Origin of the sequence: Pseudomonas sp. HLMP (assembly GCF_046365545.1) — a bacterium.
Classification (GTDB): Bacteria; Pseudomonadota; Gammaproteobacteria; order Pseudomonadales; family Pseudomonadaceae; genus Aquipseudomonas; species Aquipseudomonas guariconensis_B.
Window position 1 is genome coordinate 3587171 of the sequence record NZ_JBDLLR010000001.1, and the last position, 18326, is coordinate 3605496.

The window sequence follows — 18326 nt, forward strand, 5'->3', positions numbered from 1 at the left end:
AGAAAAAGAAAGGGTCAGCAGAGGGTAACGGGCAGGGTCAGGGTATCCAGGGCATCTTCGAGCGCCGCGAGCAGGGAAGCCTCGCGCGGGATTTCGAAGTGCCCGCACGGCAACACGTCGCCGGCCAATGACTGGCCGATCTGCTCCGCCAGGGCCTGGCGCTCGGCATCGCGATTCGGCGCCCACCAGCTGATGGGTTCGACAGCCACTTCGCGGCAGCGCGGCAACTGCACCGACAACTGCTTGAGCTTGCGGGCCACCACGAACACGTTGGCCAGCTCGTCGCTGCCCAGCGCCGCATAGGTCGAACGGGCAGTCTCGTCAGCATCGCGCTCGGCGACCATCTGCGTCAGCAAACGGCGAATGGCGTCGGGGCTTTCCGGCACGTCTGCCACCGGTACCGTGGCGCCTGGCAGCATCACCCGGGCGAAGGACTGCAAGTCCTCCAGCCAGTCGTCCTGCACGCTGTGGCTGGCGGACGGCACGAAACTGTCGAGCAGGCCGACGAAGGCAACCTGCTGGCCTTGAGCCTCCAGCTCGGCCGACATCAGCAGCGCCAGGGCTCCGCCCAGCGACCAGCCGGCCAGGTGATACGGCCCCTGGGGCTGGGCCTGGCGCAGGTAGGTCACGTAGTCCCGCGCCATGCTCTCCAGCGAGTCGTCCTGCCACTGCGCGTCGAGCAGCATGCGGTTGCTGATGGCGATCAGCGTGCGCTTGCCGTTCAGGCGTCGGGCCAGCGGCTCGTAGTCGAACACGGTGCCGAACCCTGCGTGCACGCAGAACAACGCCGGCACCTGTTCGACCACACTGTTGAGCGTCAGCAGCGGCGACACCGAGGCACTGTCCTGCTCCCCCGTCAGTTGGCCGATGGTCGGCTTCTGCACCAGGTCGCGCAGCTTCAGGTTCAGCCCCAGCGCTTTCAGACGACGCGCCTTGGCGATCACCTGCAGGCTGAGGATCGAATCGCCGCCCAGGTCGTAGAAGTTGTCCGTCAGGCCCACCCGCTCGACCTTCAGCACCGCCTGCCAGATCTCGGCCAGGGCACACTGCAGTTCGGTCCGCGGCGCGACGAAGTCGTCACCCTGACGCACGGCCTCCGGCGCTGGCAGCGCCTTGCGGTCGACCTTGCCATTGGGGGTCAATGGCAAGCTGTCGAGCACCACCCATTGGGCAGGCACCATGTAGTCCGGCAGACGTTGCTGCAGTTGCGCACGAAGCGCCTCGCACAGGCCCGTTGTCTGGCCGCTGGCCGTCACCACATAGGCGACCAGCTGCTTGCCGCTGCCACCCTCGCGGGCCACTACCACGGCATCGGCCACGCTCGAAGCCTGGCGCAGGCTGGCCTCGATCTCGCCCAGCTCGATACGGAAACCGCGGATCTTCACCTGGTTGTCGATACGGCCCAGGTAGTCGTAGATACCATCGGCACGCTTGCGCACCAGGTCGCCGGTGCGATACAGGCGGTCACCCGGACCACCGAACGGGTCGGCGACGAAGCGCTCGGCGCTTTGTCCGGCACGGTCCAGATAGCCACGGGCCAGGCCTTCGCCGCCCAGGTAAAGCTCTCCGGCAGCGCCCACCGGCAATGGGTTGAGGTCCTGGTCGAGGACATAGCCGACCCGCGCCCCGACACAGCGCCCGATGGGCGCGTAGGCCGCACCGCATGCCTCGCCTTCGGCCGCCTTCCATAGCAGCGGGGTCACCACCGTTTCGGTCGGGCCATAGCCGTTGATGATGTAGCGCGGCTGCAATGCCCGGCGCGCCTGATCGTAACTGGCCTGCGGCACGGCATCGCCACCGAAGCAATAGACCCGCACCGCAGGCGGGTTACCGGCCTGTTCGGCGTGTTCGGCCAACTGTTGCAGGTAGACCGGCGGGAATGCGGCCACGGTCACGCCGTGGCGCTGCATGGCATGGTAGGTCTGCTCCGGCGTCCACAGGTTGTCGTCGCGCAACAACAGGCTGCCGCCATGGGTCAGGGTGGTCAGCCAACGTTCGTGGGCACCGTCGAAGGCGAACGACATGAAGTGCAGTTCACAATCTTGCGGGCTCATCTCGTAAAGCTCGCCGATCGCCTGGCAATGCATGGCCAGCGGGCCATGGCTGACCGCCACGCCCTTGGGTCGGCCAGTGGAGCCAGAGGTGTAGATCACGTAGGCCAGGCTGTGGGCATGCAGTTCGACCTGCGGCGCGGTGCGTGGCTGGTCGTCCAGCGCCAGGGTGTCGAGGCTCAGCACCTGCAGGGTGGCCGGCACCGGCAGGCACGGCAGCAGCGACGACTCGGTCAGCAGCAAGGCGATGCCGGAATCCTGGATCAGGTACTCCAGGCGTTCACGGGGGTAGTTGCTGTCCAGCGGCACATAGCCCGCGCCGGCCTTGAGCACCGCCAGCAGGGCAATCACCTGCCCGGCATTGCGCGGCATCGCCACGCCCACGCGAATCTCCGGACCAACGCCACGGGCGATCAGCGCATGGGCCAGGGCATTGGCACGGGTGTCGAGCTCAGCGAAGTCGAGCACCTGCTCGCCCACCCGCACGGCCGGCCGTTCGCCCTGGCTGAGGGCAAGCTGGGCGATGCGCTGGTGCACCGGCACCAAGGCCGGCTCGTCCAGAGGCGCGGGCAAGCGGGGCCCGTCGAGCTGGGCCAAGCCCTCGGGCAGGCCGATCTCACCGAGCAGGCGGTCGGCGTCGCTGGCCAGCAGCGTCAGCAAGCCCTGCATGTTGGCGCGAATAGACGCTACTGCCGCCTCGCTGAAGTGCTCACGCATATACATGTATTCGATCACCAGGCCTTCTTCGAGGGTGACCATCAGGTCCATCGGGAAGTTGGTCACACCGGCGCTTTCCAGGTCGCCGAAGCGCAGCGATTCACCGCTCCACTCGCGCAGGGTGCGGTCCACTGGCTGGTTTTCGAAAACGATGATGCTGTCGAACAACGACTGGCCACTGCGGCCCGACCAGCGCTGGATGTCGCTGAGCGGGGTGTATTCGTGCTCGCGCATTTCCAGGTTGTAGTCCTGCAGCGCGCGCAGCCATTGGCCGACCGACTGGCCTGGGGCAATCTCCTGGATCACCGGCAAGGTGTTGATGAACAGGCCCATAATACGCTCGCTGTGCACCAAGTTTGCCGGGCGGCCGGCCATGGTCGCACCGAAGGCCACGGTGCGCTGGCCACTGTAACGGCTGAGCAGCAACAGCCAGGCACCTTGCACCAGGGTGTTGAGGGTGACTTGTTCAGCCTTGGCGAAAGCCTTGAGCTGTTCGGTGGCCTGGGCGTCCAGGCGGGTGTACAGGGCATGGTGGCCCTGCCCGGCCGGTTGCACCGGGAAGCCATTGACCAGGTAGGTCGGCTCGTCCAGGCGCGCCAGCTGGCGGCGCCAGAAGCCTTCGGCGGCGTTCACGTCCTGGGTGCGCAGCCAGGCGATGTAGTTGCCATAGGCGACCACCGGTTCCAGCGTCTGCCCGGCGTAGTGGGCCAGCACCTCGCCCATCAGTTGCGACGTGCTCCAGCCGTCGACGAGGATGTGGTGGTAGGTCCAGATCAGTTGATGGCTGTCTTCGCCGGTGCGTACCAGCACCAGTCGTTGCAAGGGCGGCGCCTCGAGGGCGAAACCGCGCTTGCGCTCGGCCTCGGCCAATGCCTGCACCCGCGTCTCGATCTCCTGCCCGCCGCGCCAGTCGTAAGTGCTCAGCGGCACCGGCAGCTCGCCCATGACGAACTGCAGCGGCTCTTCCAAGTCCTGCCACAGGAAGCCGGTACGCAGCACCGCATGGCGCTGGCTGACGGCGGCCCAGGCGGCAGCGAAGCGCTCACCATCCAGACCCTGCACCGGAATGCTCAGCTGGTTGACGTACAGGTCGGCCTCTGGAGTGTTGAGTCCAAGGAACAGCATGCCCTTCTGCATCGGCGACAGGCTGTAGAGCGCCTCGACCCGCGCATGCTCGATCGGCAGGGCCGCCACTTGCGCTTCGCTCAGGCCATGCAGCGGCACCACCGGCACGGCTGTGGCCGGCGCTTGATCGCTGTTGCCACAGCACAGCGCCAGCTTCTCGATGGTCTGCTGCTGGAACAGGTCCTTGGCGCTGAAGACGATGCCCATCTGACGGGCGCGGCTGACCAGTTGGATGGAGATGATCGAGTCACCGCCCAGGGCGAAGAAGTTGTCGGTGACACCCACCTGCTCCAAGCCAAGCACGTCCTGCCAGATCTGCACCAGGCTGGCTTCCAGGTCATTGCGCGGCGCCACCAGGGCAGCAGTGCCTGAACCGGTATCAGGGCGCGGCAGGGCCTTGCGGTCGAGCTTGCCGTTGGGGCTGAGCGGCATGCGCGCCAGCACCAGGGTCTGGGTCGGCACCATGTAGTCCGGCAGGTCGCGCAGCAGCGCCTGGCTCAGGGTCTCATGCAGGGCCTGCTGGCCTTGCGCATCGTCCAGCAGACTGGCGTCGGTGGGCACCAGGTAGGTGACCAGGCGCTTGCTGCCATTGAACTCCACGGCAAGCACCACGGCCTCGCGAACCTGCGGTTGCTCCAGCAGACGCGATTCGATCTCCCCCAGCTCGATGCGCAAACCGCGGATCTTCACCTGGTGGTCGGTGCGGCCCAGGTACTCGATCACCCCATCGGCGCGCTGACGGCACAGGTCGCCGGTGCGATACAGGCGTGCTCCGGGCACGAACGGGCTGGCTACGAAGCGCTCGGCGGTCAGCGCCGGGCGACGGTGGTAACCACGGGCAAGGCCGGTACCGGCCAGGTACAGCTCGCCGGTGACACCGACCGGCACCGGTGCCAGTTCGCCGTCGAGCACATAGGTGGCCAGGTTGGCGATGGGCTGGCCGATCGGCACGGTATCGGCGCCTTCGTCACGGCACGTCCAATGAGTGACGTCGATGGCCGCCTCGGTCGGGCCATAGAGGTTGTACAGCCCTACCTGCGGCAGACGCTCGAACACCCGCTGCTGGGTATCCACCTGCAACGCTTCGCCACTGCACATGATCTGCCGCAGGCTCGTGCAGCCGGACAACTCCGGGTGCTGCATGAAGGCCTGGAGCATGGACGGCACGAAGTGCAAGGTGGTGACCTGCTGCGCCTCGATCACCGCCACCAGGCGAGCTGGCTCGCGGTGGTCGCCAGGTGCCGCCATGACCAGGCGTGCGCCGGTCATCAGCGGCCAGAAGAACTCCCACACCGACACGTCGAAGCTGAACGGGGTTTTCTGCAGCACGCAGTCGTGGGCACCCAGCGGGTAGGCCTGTTGCATCCAGTACAGGCGGTTGCTCAGGCCCCGATGCGGGTTGCCGGCACCTTTGGGCTTGCCGGTGGAGCCGGAGGTGTAGATGACATAGGCGAGGTTTTCCGGGCTCAGCTCGACGTGTGGATTGCCCAGCAGCTTGCCTTCGAGCGCATCGGCGTAGCCGTCCAGCGTCAGGATGTGCACGGCCTCGCCCACCGGCAACACGGCCCGCAAGCGCGCCTGGGTCAGCAGCAGTTCGATGCCGCTGTCCTCGATCATGTAGGCCAGGCGGTCCTGCGGGTACTCGGGGTCGAGCGGCACGTAGGCGCCGCCGGCCTTGAGAATGGCCAACAGGGCGACGACCATTTCCAGGCTGCGCTCGGCAGCTACACCGACCAGCACGTCCGGCCCTACGCCACGTGCAGCCAGGTCGTGAGCCAGGCGGTTGGCACACTGGTTGAGTGCCTTGTAGCTCAGGCTGTGCGCACCGCTGACCAGGGCAATCGCTTCCGGCTGTACCTGGGCCTGGTGCTCGAACAGACGGTGCACGGCGAATTCGTCGGGGTAACGCACCTCGGTGGCGTTCCACTGGCGGATGACGCGGTCATGCTCATCGGCTTCCAGCACCTGGAACTCGCCCAGGGCACGCTCGGCATCATCGCTCATCTGCAACAACAGGCGCGCCATCTGGCCAAGCAGACGCTCGACGCTGGCTTCGTCGACGCAGGCGCGGTCATAGCTGATGTTGAACGACAGGGTCTGGCCCATGTTCACCGCCAGGGTTAGCGGGTAGTTGGTCTGTTCATGAACATCGACATCGCCGAATTCCAGGCTTTGCGGCGCGCCTTCCTGCAAGGCTTGCGACACCGGGTAGTTCTCGAACACCAACAGGTTGTCGAACAGCGTCTGCCCTTCAAGGCCGGCCCAGCGCTGCACATCGAACAGCGCGGTATGCTCGTGTTCGCGCAGGGCCAGGTTGTCGTCCTGCAAGGCCTGCAGCCAGGCGCTCAAACGCAGGTCCGGACGAATCGGGGCAATCACCGGCAGGGTGTTGATGAACAGGCCGATCTGTTGCTCGACGCCCTTCAGTTCAACCGGGCGACCCGCCACGGTGGCACCGAAGACCACGGTGTCGAGGCCGGTGTAGCGCTGCAACAGCAACAACCAGGCAGCCTGCACCAGGGTGTTGAGGGTGACCCGCTGCTGGCGGGCGAAGTCGGCCAGATGCTGGGTGGTGGCCTGGTCCAGCAGGCGGGCGCAGTGGCCGTGGCCGCTCAGGCCCAGCAGCTTGCCGCTGGCCATGGCCGGCACCAGCCGGGTCGGTTCGCCCAGGTGGCGCAGTTGCCCATCCCAGAACGCCTTGCCGCGCACCGCGTCACGCTGCTGCAGCCAGCCGATGTAATCGCGGAAACGCCCCGGTTGTCGCTGGACAGGCTGGCCGGCGTAGTGTTGCAACACCTCGCCCAGTAGCTGCGAGTTGCTCCAGCCGTCCATCAGCACGTGGTGGTTGGTGTAGACCACCTGGTAGCTGTCTTCGCCGGTGCGTACCAGCACCAGGCGCAGCAATGGCGCCTGGGCGACGTCGAAGCCGCGCTCGCGCTCGCTGGCCAGCAATGCAGTCAGGCGCGCCGGCTGGTCGGCCTCATGGCGCCAGTCGTGTTCGGCGAACGGCAGTTGCAGGTGCTTGTGCACCACCTGCATGGGTTGCTCGAACAGCCCGCCCCAGACAAAGCCGGTACGCAGGATGTCGTGGCGCTCGAGCATGGCCTGCCAGGCCTGCACGAAGCGCTGCGGGTCGAGCCCACGTACTTCCAGGCACAGCTGGTTGATGTAATGCCCATCGCCCTGCTCGTACAGGCTGTGGAACAGCATGCCTTGCTGCATCGGCGATAGCGGGTAGATGTCTTCGATCTGGCCGGCCGCAAGGCCGAGGCTGTCCAGTTGCGCCTGGGTCAGGCGGGCCAACGGGAAGTCCGACGGGGTCACGCCCTGGCTGTCGGCCTGGCAGCAGTGCTCGACCACACGCCGCAGGGCAACGCCATAGGCATCGGCCAAGGCCTGCATGGCCGCCTGCTCGAAGCGCTCGCCGCTGAAGGTCCAGTTCAGGCTCAGCTCGCCGTCATAGATGCGACCGTTGACGGTCAGCCAGTTGCCCAGCGGCGCCGACGGGCTTTGCTCCTCGCCCGCCGACTCTGGCGCCGGGGTGAACAGCGCACCCTGCTCGGCATCGAAGCTGCCGTCGAACTGGCCGAGGTAGTTGAACGTCACCCGCGGCACCGGCAGCACCTCGATGGCCTGACGTACGTCCGCATCGGCCAGGTAGCGCAGCACGCCAAAGCCCAGGCCTTTATCGGGCGCTGCGCGCAATTGTTCCTTGATGCGCTTGATCGAGCTGCCGATGTCGGCCGCCGGGGCCAGGTGCACCGGGAACACGCTGGTGAACCAACCGACAGTGCGGGTCAGGTCGATCGCGTCGTCCAGCGCCTCGCGGCCATGGCCTTCGAGCTGGACCAGCGCCGACCCGTGCCCGCTCCAGTCACATAGCACCTGGACCAGGGCGGTCAGCAGCAGGTCGTTGACCTGGGTCCGGTAAGCCGCCGGGGCACGTTGCAGCAGTTGGCTGGTAAGGTCCTTGTCGAGCACGGTGTGCACGCTCACGGCGTGGCGCCTTTCCTGGCTGGCCGCCGGGTTGCGACACGGCAGGCCTTCAGGGGCGCCCTGCAGGCGTTGTTGCCAGCCTTCGAGCTCCTGCAGCAAACGTGGGCTGCGAGCATGCGCCTGAAGCTGGGCGGCCCAGGCCTGGTAGGCACTGGTCTTGGCCGGCAGGCGCACCGCCTGGCCTTGGACGATCTGCTGGTAGGCGCTTTGCAGGTCTTCGAACAGGATGCGCCAGGACACACCATCGACCACCAGGTGATGCACGACCAACAACAGCCGCTGACTGCCATCGGGCAACGTCGCCAGCACTGCACGCACCAGCTCGCTGCTGGCCAGGTCAAGGCTGGCCTGGGCCTGATTGGCCACGGCGTCCAGTGCCTCCAGCGAATCCGGGCTCACCTGCCACAGCAGTTGCGGGCGCGGGCCCGGCTCGCCATGGCTGGCGCTCCACACACCGTCCTGCTCGACGAAGCGCAGGCGCAGGGCGTCATGGTGTTCAAGCAGCGCATCCAGGGCCTGGCCCAGCGCTGCGGCGTCCAGCGCCTGCTGCGGTTGCAGCAGCACGGCCTGGTTCCAGTGATGACGCTCGGCCATCGGCTCGGCGAAGAACGCCTGCTGCACCGGCAGCAGCGTAATCGGGCCGCTCACCGGCCCCTGGTCGTCCTGGGCGATGCCGTCATCGACCTGGGCCACCGTCGCCAGGCCTTCCACGGTCTGGTGCAGGAACAGGTCCTTGGGGGTGAAACGAATGCCGATCTGCCGCGCCCGGCTCACCACCTGGATGGAGATGATCGAGTCGCCGCCCAGCTCGAAGAAGTTGTCGCTCAGGCCGACGCGCTCGAGCTTGAGCACCGTCTGCCAGATCTCGGCGATGCGCTGCTCCAGCTCGGTGCGCGGCGCCACGTAGGTTTGCTGCAGCAGGCTGGTGTCCGGCTTGGGCAGGGCCTTGCGGTCGAGCTTGCCGTTGGGGGTGACCGGAAAACGCTCGAGGAACAGGATGTGCGCCGGCACCATGTAGTCGGGCAGCAGCGCCTTGAGCTGGCCGCGCAGGCGCTCGGCCAGGCCTTCGCGGGCCGTACCGGGCTGGGCGATCACGTAGCCGATCAGTTGTTTGCCGGTGTTGCCGTCCTGGGCCGCGACCACCGCGTCGGCAACCTCGGCCAGCCCTTGCAGGCGGGCTTCGACTTCACCGAGCTCGATACGGAAACCACGGATCTTGACCTGGTTGTCGATCCGGCCGAGGTAGTCGAACACACCGTCCTGGCGTTGGCTGACCAGGTCTCCGGTGCGATACAAACGCCCGCCCTGGCCATCGAACGGGTCGGGTACGAAGCGTTCGGCGGTCAGCGAAGGCCGGTCCAGATAACCACGGGCCAACCCTTCGCCGCCCAGGTACAGCTCGCCCTTGGCACCCGGCGGCAGCAGGTTCAGTTCAAGGTTGAGAGTGCAGGTGCGACGGTGACCGATGCGCGTGCCGATCGGTGCGTAGGCCGACGCGCAGACGTCGCTGGCCGCAGCCTTCCAGATCAGCGGCGTGACCACGGTTTCGGTGGGGCCGTAGCCGTTGATGATGTACTGCGGGCGCAGCACCCGCTTGACCAGTTCGAAACTGGCCTGGGGCACCGCGTCGCCGCCAAAGCAGTAGACGCGCACCGCCGGCGGGTTGCCCTCGCGCTCGGCATGCTCGGCCAGCTGTTGCAGGTACACCGGCGGGAACGCCGCCACGGTCACGCCGTGTTCGTGCATCTGCCGGTAGGTCTGCTCCGGTGTCCACAGGCTGTCGTCGCGCACCAGCAGGCGCGCGCCGTGAGTCAGCGCGGTGAGCCAGCGCTCCTGGGCACCGTCGAAGGCGAACGACATGAACAGCAGCTCGCAATCGTCGGCATGCATCTCGTAGCGCTCACCGATGGCGCGGCAGTGCATGGCCAGAGGGCCGTGGCTGACCGCCACGCCCTTGGGCAGGCCGGTGGAGCCGGAGGTGTAGATCACATAGGCCAGGTTGCGCGGGTCGACGTCCACCTCGGGCGCCTGGGTCGGCAAGGTGCTCAGGTCGAGGCTGTCAAACAGCAGCACGGCGACCTGCTCAGGCACCGGCAGTTGCGCTTGCAGGCTGGTGTCGGTAAGCAACAGGCCAATGCCAGCGTCGCCCATCAGGTAGGCCAGGCGGTCGCGGGGGTACTGGCTATCCAGCGGCACGTAGGCGCCACCTGCCTTGAACACCGCGAGCAGGGCCACGATCATGTTTTCGCTGCGCGGCAAGGCCACCGCCACCCGGGTTTCCGGGCCGACACCACGGGCGACGAGGGCGTGGGCCAGGCGGTTGGCCTGCTGATCGAGCTGGGCGAAGGTCAACGTGCGACCGCTAAACACCACTGCCGGCGCATCCGGGGTGAGCCGCGCCTGCTCGGCAATGCGTTGGTGCACCAGCGGCGCCTGGGCATCGCTTTGCGGTTGGCCATCGAGCAGCAAGGTGCGTTGTTCGGCGTCACTGAGCAGCGGCAAGGCGCCCAGGGTTTGCGCAGGGTTGGCGGTGATGCCTTGCAGCAGGTTGAGCCAGTGGTCGACCAGACGCTGGGCGGTGGCCGGGCTGAACAGGTCGGTGGCGTAGACCAGCTTGGCCGACAGCCCTTCTGGGCCTTCGACGGTGTCCAGGGTCAGGTCCAGGTGGGCGCTGCGGATCTCCCAATCCAGGCCCCCCACACTCAGGCCTGGCAACTGGCCCAGCGACTGGCCAGCGCCCTTGCCCGCGCTCTGGTGGTTGTACATCACCTGGAACAGCGGGTTGTAGCTGAGGCTGCGCTCCGGTTGCAGCGCTTCGACCAGTTGCTCGAACGGCAGCTCCTGGTACTGCTGGGCTTGCAAGGTGGTGGCGCGTACCTGTGCGAGCAAATCGAGGAAGCTCAGCTCGCCATGCAGCTCGGCCTTGATGATCTGGGTGTTGACGAAGAAGCCGATCAGGCGCTCGGTCTCCACCCGGTTACGGTTGGCCAGTGGCACGCCGATGCGGATGTCCTGCTGGCCGCTGTAGCGGTACAACAGGGTATGGAACGAAGCCAGCAGCACCATGAACAGGCTGGCGCCCTGCTGCTGCGCCAAGGCCGAGAGCTGGTCGCTGAGCGCACGGCTGAACGGTACCTGCAGGCGAGCGCCCTGCATGCTCTGCACCGCCGGGCGCGGGTAGTCGGTGGGCAGTTCCAGCACCGGCTGGGTCGCGCCAAGCTGTTCGCGCCAGTAGGTCAACTGGCGCTCCTGCTCGCCTGCCTCCATCCAGCGGCGTTGCCAGATGGCATAGTCGGCATACTGGATCGGCAACGCCGGCAAGTCGACGCTGCCACCGGTGCTGAGCGCGGCGTACACGTGGATCAGCTCGTCGACCATGATCTGCATCGACCAGCCATCGGAGACGATGTGGTGCTGAGTCAGCACCAGCACATGATCGTTAGCGGCCAGGCGCAGCAGCTTGATCCGCAGCAACGGGCCACTGCCCAGGTCGAACGGGCGCTGGGTCTCCTCCTCTACCGCGGCGCGAATCTGTTGGTCGCGCTGCTCTGGGTCGGCCGAACAAACCAGCGGCTCGACGACGATGTTCGGCGCGCTCGGCTCGGCAATCACTTGCACCGCCTGGCCATCATGCTCATGGAAGGTACTGCGCAGTGGCTCGTGGCGGGCGATCAGGTGGGCGAAGGCACCTTCAAGCGCCGCCAGGTCGAGGGCGCCATGCAGGCGCAACGCACGCGCAATGGCATAGGCATTGCTGTGCGGCTCCATCTGCCAGATGAACCACTGGCGTTGCTGGGCGAACGACAGCGGCACATGCTCGAACTGGGCGCGGGTGCGGGGGATGGGCAGGTTGGCCGGGGAAATGCCTTCCTGAGCCATTTTCTGCAAGTAGATCCGACGCTTTTCCAGCGGTAGCAGGATGAAGCGCTCGGCGATCTTCAGTGCAGCTGCTTTATTGTCCATCATGCTTCATCCACCTCATCCAGCAAACTTTCCAGTCGATTCAAACGGTCCGCATCCAGCACGCCGGCGGGCGGTTCCAGGTGATCGACGAACTCATTGAGTACAGGGAACTGGAACATCAGTTGCGGTGCGGCGCCGATGCCCATTTCCAGTTGCAGGCGTGACAGCACGCCCATGACCAGCAGCGAATGACCGCCCAGTTCGAAGAAGTTGTCGCCCAGCCCTACCCGCTCGACCTTGAGCACGTCCTGCCAGATCTGCGCGACCTGTTCCTGCAGTGGGGTCTGCGGTGCCTGGTACGCCACCCGGGCGGCATCCAGGTTTGGGGCAGGCAAGGCCTGGCGGTCGAGCTTGCCGTTGGCGGTCAGCGGCAGGGCCGCAAGGCTCACCACGTGGGCCGGAATCATGTGTTCGGGCAGGTGCTGGCGCAGGTAGGCCTGTACCTGCTCACGCAGCCCACCCGCGTCGTCCAGCGCCACCACATAGGCCACCAGCTGCTTGCCCTGCTCGGTGTCACGGGCGACCACGGCGGCATCGGCCAACTGCGCCATGCCGCGCAGGCAGGCACCGACTTCACCGGGCTCGACCCGGTAACCACGGATTTTCACCTGGTCATCGATACGGCCAAGGGTTTCGATCGCGCCGTGGTGGATACGTACCCGGTCGCCCGTGCGGTACAGCCGCTCGCCATGGCTGGCCTGCGGGTCCGGGACAAAGCGCTCGGCGGTGAGCCCTGGGCGGCCCAGGTAGCCTCGGGCCAGGCTCGGCCCCCCCACATACAGTTCGCCATGAACCCCTTCGGCCACCGCTTGCAGATTGGCGTCCAGCAGTTGCAGGCGCACATTGAGCAACGGACGCCCCAAGGGCACACCTTGCAATTGCGCGGCTGTCGGCAGTTCAGTGGCCAACACGCCGATGGTGGTTTCGCTCGGGCCATAGTGGTTGACTACCCGGCACGTCGGCGCCAGTCGCCGGACCTCGGCGAGCAGCTCGACACTGCAGGCTTCGCCGCCCAGCACCAAGCAACGACGCGGCAGTACCTGGGCCGGCTCGGCCACCTTGAGCAACGATTGCAGGTGTGAAGGCACCAGCTTGATGAAGTCGATCGCCTCGCGGCTCATGTACTGCGCCATGCCCTGGGCGTCCATGGCCAACTGCTCGTCGAGCAGGTGCAGGCTGCGGCCGCTGCACAGGGCCGCGAACAGGGTCGTGTAACCCAGGTCGGCGGCCAAAGTGGAGGCCAGCGCCATGCGCTCTACCCCTTCCAATGGCAGCACCGCCAGCGCCGAAGCCAGGTAGTCGGCCAGCGCCCCTTGGCTGACCAGCACGCCTTTCGGCCGGCCTGTGGAACCAGAGGTGAAGATCACGTAGGCGGCCAACTCGGCCTCGCGCTGTACGGCATCCAGCGAACCGCCTTGCGGCAACTGGGCAAGTTCTTCGAAAGCAAGGCCGCGCAGCGCAGGCAAGGTGGTGTGTTCGACCAACCAGGAAGCCGGGCCCAGAAGCAGGCTTGCCTGGCTGTCCTCGAGCATCTGCCGGGTACGCGCAGGTTGTGCCCGTACGTCCAGCGGCAGGAACGCCGCACCGACCTTGAACACCGCCAGCAGGCCGATCACGAACTGCGCCGAACGCTCGGCGGCAATCGCCACCACACGTTCCGGGCCAACACCGTTGGCTTGCAGGTGCACGGCCAGGTCCACGGCGCGCTGGTTCAGCTCGCCGTAGCTCAGGCGCTGCTCGCCACACACCAGCGCGACCCGGGATGGGTTGACCCTTGCCTGCTCTTCGAACAATTGCAAGGCCTGTAGCGCCTGGCTATCGCCCCGTACGTCACCCTGGCACAGCGCAGCCAGCGCCTGGCGCGACGCCTCGCTGCCCAACTGCACTGCCCCGACCGGTTGGGTGGCGTCGTCCACCATCGCCTGCAGCAGGCAGCGCCAGTCAGCCAGCAGGCGCTCGGCGGTATCCGGGTCGAACTGGTCGACGGCATACACCAGGGTGGCGATCACGCCCTCGGGGGCTTCGACGGTTTCCAGGTTGAGGTCGAACTTGGCCTCCTGAACGTCGGCGGCCAACGTCTCGATGTTCAGCCCTGCCACCACCGGGCCTTGTGCCTGGGTGCCCTGGGCACGGTGGTTGAACAGCACCTGGAATAACGGGGTGTGGCTCAGGCTGCGCTCAGGCTGCAAGGCTTCGACCAGTTGCTCGAATGGCAGGTCCTGATGGTCCTGAGCCTGCAGGGTGGTCTGGCGCACCTGCTCGATCAACTGCCCCAACGACAGGCGACCATCGACACTGGCGCGCATGACCAAGGTGTTGATGAACACACCGAGCAGGCCTTCGGTTTCCTGGCGGTTACGGTTGGCCACCGGCACACCGACGCGAATATCGTCCTGGCCGCTGTAGCGGTGCAGCAGCGCCTGGAACCCGGCGAGCAAGACCATGAACAAGGTCGCCTGCTGGCGCTGGGCGAGCTGGCGCAAGCCTTCGCACAACGGCGCGTCCAGTTGCAGCTCAAGCTGCCCGCCACGATGGCTAGGCTGGGCCGGGCGCGCACGGTCGCCTGGCAGTTGCAGCACGGGTTGCTGCTCGCCCAACTGCGCACGCCAGTACTGCAACTGCCGCTCGCGCTCGCCGCCTTCCATGCGCTGGCGCTGCCACAGGGCGTAGTCGACGTACTGGATCGGCAAGGCGGCAAAGCCTGGATCACGGCCTTCGACCTGGGCGGCGTAGCTGCGCACCAGCTCATCGACCATCACCTGCATCGACCAGCCATCGGAGACGATGTGATGCTGGGTCAGCACCAACAGATGGTCCTGCTCCCCCAGCGGCAACAAGGCTACACGCAGCAGCGGGCCATTGACCAGGTCGAACGGCTGGCGCACCTGCTCATCGATGAAGTGGGTGATGAGCGTACCTTCATCGGCCTGGGCGTGTACCTGAATCTGCACCGGCAACGTGGCATGCACCACCTGACGAACACCGTCGGCGTCATGGGCGAAAGTGGTGCGCAGCGGCTCGTGGCGGGCGGCCAGGCTGTCGAAACTGGCACGCAGGGCCTCGATGTCCAGCACGCCACGCAGGCGCAGGGCACGTGGCAGGTTGTAGGCGGCGCTGAAGGGCTGCATCTGCCAGAGGAACCACAAACGCTCCTGGGCGTACGACAACGGCAATGCACCTTCACGCGGCGCTCGAGCGATACGTGGCCCGCCACCCGATTGCAGGGCTTCAAGCATCGCCGCCTGGGCTTGCAGGGTGCTGTTTTCGAAAACCTGACGCAGGCTGGCCTCGCGGCCCAACTCGTCACGAATGCGCGACACCAGCTGGGTGACCAGCAGCGAATGCCCGCCCAGGTCGAAGAAGTTGTCGTGCAGGCCGACCCGCTCGAGCTTCAGCAGGGTCTGCCAGATGGCGGCCAGTTGCTGCTCCAGCACGGTACGTGGCGCCACATAGGCCTGTTGCCATTGGCTGGCGTGCGGCTTGGGCAAGGCCTTGCGGTCCAGTTTGCCGTTAGGGGTCAGCGGCATCGCCGCCACGAACATCACCTGCGCCGGCACCATGTACTCTGGCAACTGCGCCTTGAGCCGGCCCTTGAGCTGCTCGCGAACGGCATGCTGGGCAGCGCTGTCGGCCTGGGCCAACGCCGAGTCGTGCGCTACGACATAACCCACCAACTGGTCGCCGCCGATCCCCGGCTGGGCGACCACGGCCACCTCGCGTACGGCCTCGCAACCCAGCAGGGCCGACTCTATCTCGCCCAGCTCGATGCGGAAACCGCGAATCTTCACCTGGTGGTCGGCGCGGCCAATATATTCGTATTCACCGCCAGCGTTCAGCCGCGCCACGTCACCGGTGCGGTACAACCGCTCACCCTGGTCGGAGAATGGGTTGGGCAGGAAGCGCTCGGCGGTGAGCGAAGCGCGGTTGAGGTAACCGCGAGCCAGGCCCTGGCCGCCGATCATCAGTTCACCCGCCACACCCTCTGGCACCGGGCTGAAGTCGGCACCGACCACATACAGCTCGGTGTTGCCGATCGGCCGGCCAAGCAGCGGCCGCGTTCGCTCAGCGTCCAGCCGGTAGCGCGCCGACCAGATGGTGGTTTCGGTCGGGCCATAGAGGTTCCAGACCGGGCCGATGGCCTCCAGCATGCGCGCGGCCAGCTCTGGCGCCAGGGCCTCGCCACCGCACAGGCACTTGCAGCCTGCAAGTGCCTGGGTGTCGCCGTGGTCGAGCAACATACGCCAGGTCGACGGTGTGGCCTGCAAGACCGTGACCGACCAGCGCCGGGCCAACGCCAACGCCGCGGCCGGGTCCTGGGCGATGTCCTTGCCAGCCAGCACCACCTGGGCGCCACAGGTCAACGGCACGTACAGCTCCAGGCCGAAGATGTCGAACGAGAAGGTGGTCAGCGACAGCATGCGGTCGGCAGCGTCCAGGCCAGGCTGCTGCGCCATGCTGGCGACGAAGTTGGCCAGGGCATGATGGCTGATCACCACGCCTTTTGGGTTGCCGGTGGAGCCGGAGGTGTAGATCACATACGCCGCCGAATCGGCGGGCAGGTTCAACTGCGGGTCACCCTGCGCCACCGCTGCCTCGGGCAGACGGTCCAGGCACAACAACTGCGCGCCGCGGCCTTCGAATCGTGGCGCCAGGGCTTCGTGGGTCAGCAGCAGGCCCATGCCGCTGGCTTGGATCATGTAGTCCAGGCGCGCCTGTGGGTAGGCCGGATCCAGCGGAATGTAGGCGCCGCCTGCCTTGAGGATGGCCAACAGACCGACCACCAGATCAACCCCGCGCTCGACGGCCAGGCCTACCATCACTTCCGGACCAACGCCCAGGGCAATCAGCCGATGGGCCAACTGGTTGGCGCGCAGGTTCAGTTCGGCGTAGCTCAGTACCTGCTCGGCAAAAGCCAGCGCCGGGGCATTCGGGGTGCGTGCCGCCAGGTCGGCGAACTGCTGGTGCACCGACAATGCCGGCACGGCCATGGCCGTGGCGTTGTTGCCATGAACCAACTGTTGCCAGTCGGCGGCGTCGAACAGCGCCAAGGCATCGACCCGCTCGGCGGGGTTGGCCAGCAGGCTCTGCAGCAGGTTCTGCCAGTGGCGGCCGAGGCGCTGGACCGTGGCGGGGCTGAACAGGTCGGTGGCGAACACCAGGGAAGCACCGATACCGTCGGGGGTTTCGACGGTTTCCAGGGTCAGGTCGAACTGCGCGGTGTGCTGGCGGGCTTCATGGTTGCTCACCTCAAGACTCGGCAGGCGGGTAACCGAGGCTTCACCGACTTCCTGGCCACGGTGGTTATGCATGACCTGGAACAACGGGCTGTGGCTCATGCTGCGTTGTGGCTGCAGCAGCTCGACCAATTGCTCGAATGGCAGATCCTGATATTCCCGGGCCTGCAAGGTCGCCTCACGCACTTGGGCAAGCAATGCGGTGAAGGGCTGGCTGCCATCGACCACAGCGCGCAGCACCAGGGTGTTGACGAAGAAACCGATCAGGCCTTCGACCTCGGGGCGATTGCGCCCCGCCACAGGTACACCGACGCGCACATCTTCCTGGCCGCTGTAGCGGTACAGCAATGCCTGGAACGCGGCCAGCAGCAAGGTATAGAGCGTCACGCCCTCGCGCCGGGCCAGGTCCTTGAGGCCATGGGTCAACGCTTGTGAAAGCTGGAAGTCCACCCGGTCGCCGCGATAGCTCATGACCTGGGGCCGAGGGAAGTCGATGGGCAGCTCAAGCACCGGCTGGTGGCCACCGAGTTGCTGCTTCCAGTACGCCTGCTGGCGCTCGCGCTCGCCGGCGTCCATCCAACTGCGCTGCCACAGGGCGTAATCGGCGTACTGCACCGGCAATGCCGCCAGCGCTGCCGTGCTACCCGCGACACGGGCGCTGTACAACTTGATCAGCTCGTCGATCATGATGCGCATCGACCAGCCATCGGAAACGATATGGTGCTGCACCAACGACAACACGTGTTGCTGGTCATCCAGGCGCAGCAACTTGACCCGCAGCAGCGGCCCTTCACGCAAGTCGAACGGCTGTTGCCCATGGGCTTCGATCAGCTCGGCCAGGCTTGCCGGGTCGGCCACTGACTGGTGCTCGACCTGGATACAGCCCTGGCCATCGAGCTGCTGCACCACCTGGCCGTCGACTTCGGCGAAGCGGGTGCGCAGCGACTCGTGCCGGGCGACCAGCTCATCGAAAGCCGCCTGCAGGGCATCGCTGTCCAGCGAGCCTTGCAGGCTCAGTACCGACGACATGTTGTAGGCGCTACCGGCAGGATCCAGCTGCCAGAGAAACCACAGACGTTCCTGCGCATAAGACAAAAGCAGCGGCTGGGAGGCATCACGCTTGAACATCGGCGCTATGCCGAACAGATTGATCCCTTTCTTCCCAAGCATCACGGCGAGGGCTTTCCTCTCGGCCAAGGACAGCCCTTCCACCGACTCGATCAACTTTTGCACGCGCAAC

Annotated in this window: 2 protein-coding genes; both read right to left on the reverse strand. The window is 66.4% G+C overall.

What is annotated here, in order from left to right; all coding sequences use genetic code 11:
- Positions 1 to 14: 14 nt before the first annotated feature.
- Positions 15 to 11852: a non-ribosomal peptide synthetase gene (locus tag ABFA30_RS16615; protein ID WP_225789920.1), complete on the reverse strand. Its 11838-nt coding sequence runs from the start codon at positions 11850 to 11852 to the stop codon at positions 15 to 17.
- Positions 11852 to 18319, reverse strand: a complete 6468-nt coding sequence (locus tag ABFA30_RS16620; RefSeq protein ID WP_410045691.1) for an amino acid adenylation domain-containing protein — start codon at positions 18317 to 18319, stop codon at positions 11852 to 11854. Before ABFA30_RS16620 ends, ABFA30_RS16615 begins: the two co-directional genes overlap by 1 nt.
- Positions 18320 to 18326: the final 7 nt, after the last annotated feature.